This window comes from Yinghuangia seranimata (genome assembly GCF_029953285.1).
GTDB lineage: Bacteria > Actinomycetota > Actinomycetes > Streptomycetales > Streptomycetaceae > Yinghuangia > Yinghuangia seranimata.
The window spans coordinates 1-3420 of sequence record NZ_JASAOI010000106.1 but is presented as its reverse complement, the minus strand read 5'-3'; the positions used below and the strand labels follow the sequence as shown (position 1 = coordinate 3420).

At 58.3% G+C, this 3420-nt stretch carries 2 rRNA genes; both read right to left on the bottom strand.

The annotated features are described in order from the left end of the window. Positions 1–2 precede the first annotated feature (2 nt). Positions 3–119, bottom strand: a 5S ribosomal RNA gene (gene rrf / locus QI554_RS43290). 128 nt (positions 120–247) lie between these two features. Next, positions 248–3376, bottom strand: a 23S ribosomal RNA gene (locus QI554_RS43285). Positions 3377–3420 lie beyond the last annotated feature (44 nt).

The following is a 3420-nucleotide window of genomic DNA, read 5'->3' as shown; positions in this document are numbered from 1 at the left end:
AATTCCGGCGGCGTCCTACTCTCCCACACCCCTTCGAGTGCAGTACCATCGGCGCTGAAGAGCTTAGCTTCCGGGTTCGGAATGGGACCGGGCGTTTCCTCTTCGCCATGACCACCGGAAAACCATCGAACACAACAACCGTGTGTCGAAGACTTCCAGCGAGCCAGAAGGCTCTATGAAATTCTCAACTGTGGTTCACACCGAAACCGGTTGCGGTCCGGGAACCACACAGTGGACGCGAGCATCTGAGGACAAGTCCTCGGCCTATTAGTACCGGTCAGCTCCACACATTACTGTGCTTCCACATCCGGCCTATCAACCCGGTCGTCTACCGGGGGCCTTACCAGGTCAACCCTGTGGGAGCCCTCATCTCGAAGCAGGCTTCCCGCTTAGATGCTTTCAGCGGTTATCCCTCCCGAACGTAGCCAACCAGCCGTGCCCTTGGCAGGACAACTGGCACACCAGAGGTTCGTCCATCCCGGTCCTCTCGTACTAGGGACAGCCCTTCTCAAGACTCCTACGCGCACAGCGGATAGGGACCGAACTGTCTCACGACGTTCTAAACCCAGCTCGCGTACCGCTTTAATGGGCGAACAGCCCAACCCTTGGGACCTACTCCAGCCCCAGGATGCGACGAGCCGACATCGAGGTGCCAAACCATCCCGTCGATATGGACTCTTGGGGAAGATCAGCCTGTTATCCCCGGGGTACCTTTTATCCGTTGAGCGACGGCGCTTCCACAAGCCACCGCCGGATCACTAGTCCCTGCTTTCGCACCTGCTCGACCCGTCGGTCTCACAGTCAAGCTCCCTTGTGCACTTACACTCGACACCTGATTGCCAACCAGGCTGAGGGAACCTTTGGGCGCCTCCGTTACCCTTTAGGAGGCAACCGCCCCAGTTAAACTACCCACCAGACACTGTCCCTGATCCGGATCACGGACCCAGGTTAGACATCCAGCACGACCAGAGTGGTATTTCAACGTCGCCTCCACAACCACTGGCGTGGCTGCTTCACCGGCTCCCACCTATCCTACACAAGCCGAACCGAACACCAATATCAAGCTGTAGTAAAGGTCCCGGGGTCTTTCCGTCCTGCTGCGCGAAACGAGCATCTTTACTCGTAGTGCAATTTCACCGGGCCTGTGGTTGAGACAGTCGAGAAGTCGTTACGCCATTCGTGCAGGTCGGAACTTACCCGACAAGGAATTTCGCTACCTTAGGATGGTTATAGTTACCACCGCCGTTTACTGGCGCTTAAGTTCTCAGCTTCGCCCCGAAGAGCTAACCGGTCCCCTTAACGTTCCAGCACCGGGCAGGCGTCAGTCCGTATACATCGTCTTACGACTTCGCACGGACCTGTGTTTTTAGTAAACAGTCGCTTCTCGCTGGTCTCTGCGGCCACCCCCAGCTTGAGGAGCAAGTCCTCGCACCAGAGCTGGCCCCCCTTCTCCCGAAGTTACGGGGGCATTTTGCCGAGTTCCTTAACCACAGTTCACCCGAACGCCTTAGTATTCTCTACCTGACCACCTGAGTCGGTTTGGGGTACGGGCCGCCACGACACTCGCTAGAGGCTTTTCTCGGCAGCATAGGATCATCCACTTCCCCTCAATCGGGTCGGCATCAGGTCTCAGACTATGTGTCAGGCGGATTTGCCTACCTGACGTCCTACACCCTTACCCCGGGACAACCACCGCCCGGGCTGGACTACCTTCCTGCGTCACCCCATCGCTCACCTACTACCCGCTTGGTTCGGCGGCTCCACCGCACCGGTCCGCCCGAAGGCTCGCCGGCCGCTTCACGGCCTTAACATCACGAGGTTCAGCGCTGGCGCATCGTAGCGGGTACGGGAATATCAACCCGTTGTCCATCGACTACGCCTGTCGGCCTCGCCTTAGGTCCCGACTTACCCTGGGCGGATTAGCCTGCCCCAGGAACCCTTGGTCATCCGGCGCACACGTTTCTCACGTGTGATTCGCTACTCATGCCTGCATTCTCACTCGTGCAGCGTCCACCACTGGCTTCCACCGCGGCTTCACCCGCTGCACGACGCTCCCCTACCCATCCGTGCGCCTGAACCACAAAGGCTTGGCTATAGCACGAATGACACGACTTCGGCGGTGCGCTTGAGCCCCGCTACATTATCGGCGCGGAATCACTTGACCAGTGAGCTATTACGCACTCTTTCAAGGGTGGCTGCTTCTAAGCCAACCTCCTGGTTGTCTCTGCGACTCCACATCCTTTCCCACTTAGCGCACGCTTGGGGGCCTTAGTCGGTGCTCTGGGCTGTTTCCCTCTCGACCACGGAGCTTATCCCCCGCAGTCTCACTGCCGCGCTCTCACTTACCGGCATTCGGAGTTTGGCTGATCTCAGTAACCCGGTGAGGCCCATCAACCATCCAGTGCTCTACCTCCGGCAAGAAACACACGACGCTGCACCTAAATGCATTTCGGGGAGAACCAGCTATCACGGAGTTTGATTGGCCTTTCACCCCTAACCACAGGTCATCCCCCAGGTTTTCAACCCTGGTGGGTTCGGGCCTCCACGAAGTCTTACCTCCGCTTCACCCTGCCCATGGCTAGATCACTCCGCTTCGGGTCTTGGGCGCGCGACTCAGTCGCCCTATTCGGACTCGCTTTCGCTACGGCTACCCCACACGGGTTAACCTCGCCACACACCGCAAACTCGCAGGCTCATTCTTCAAAAGGCACGCAGTCACGACCACCCGAGACGAAACCCGGATGGCGACGCTCCCACGGCTTGTAGGCACACGGTTTCAGGTACTATTTCACTCCCCTCCCGGGGTACTTTTCACCTTTCCCTCACGGTACTAGTCCGCTATCGGTCACCAGGGAATATTTAGGCTTAGCGGGTGGTCCCGCCAGATTCACACGGGATTTCTCGGGCCCCGTGCTACTTGGGAACAACACAAGCAAGCCGTACAGATTTCGTCTACGGGGGTCTTACCCTCTACGCCGGACCTTTCGCATGTCCTTCGACTATCCATACGGTTTCTGACTCGCCCAGCTGCCGGCAGACAACTGAAGTGCCGTCCCACGACCCCGAATAGGCAACCCCTGCCGGGTATCACACCTACTCGGTTTAGCCTGATCCACTTTCGCTCGCCACTACTCGCGGAATCACGGTTGTTTTCTCTTCCTGCGGGTACTGAGATGTTTCACTTCCCCGCGTTCCCTCCACACACCCTATACATTCAGGTGCGGGTGACAGCCCATGACGACTGCCGGGTTTCCCCATTCGGACATCCTCGGATCACAGCTCGGTTGACAGCTCCCCGAGGCCTTTCGCGGCCTCCCACGTCCTTCATCGGTTCCTGGTGCCCAGGCATCCACCGTGCGCCCTTACTAACTTGGCCACAGATGCTCGCGTCCACTGTGCAGTTCTCAAACAACAACCGGA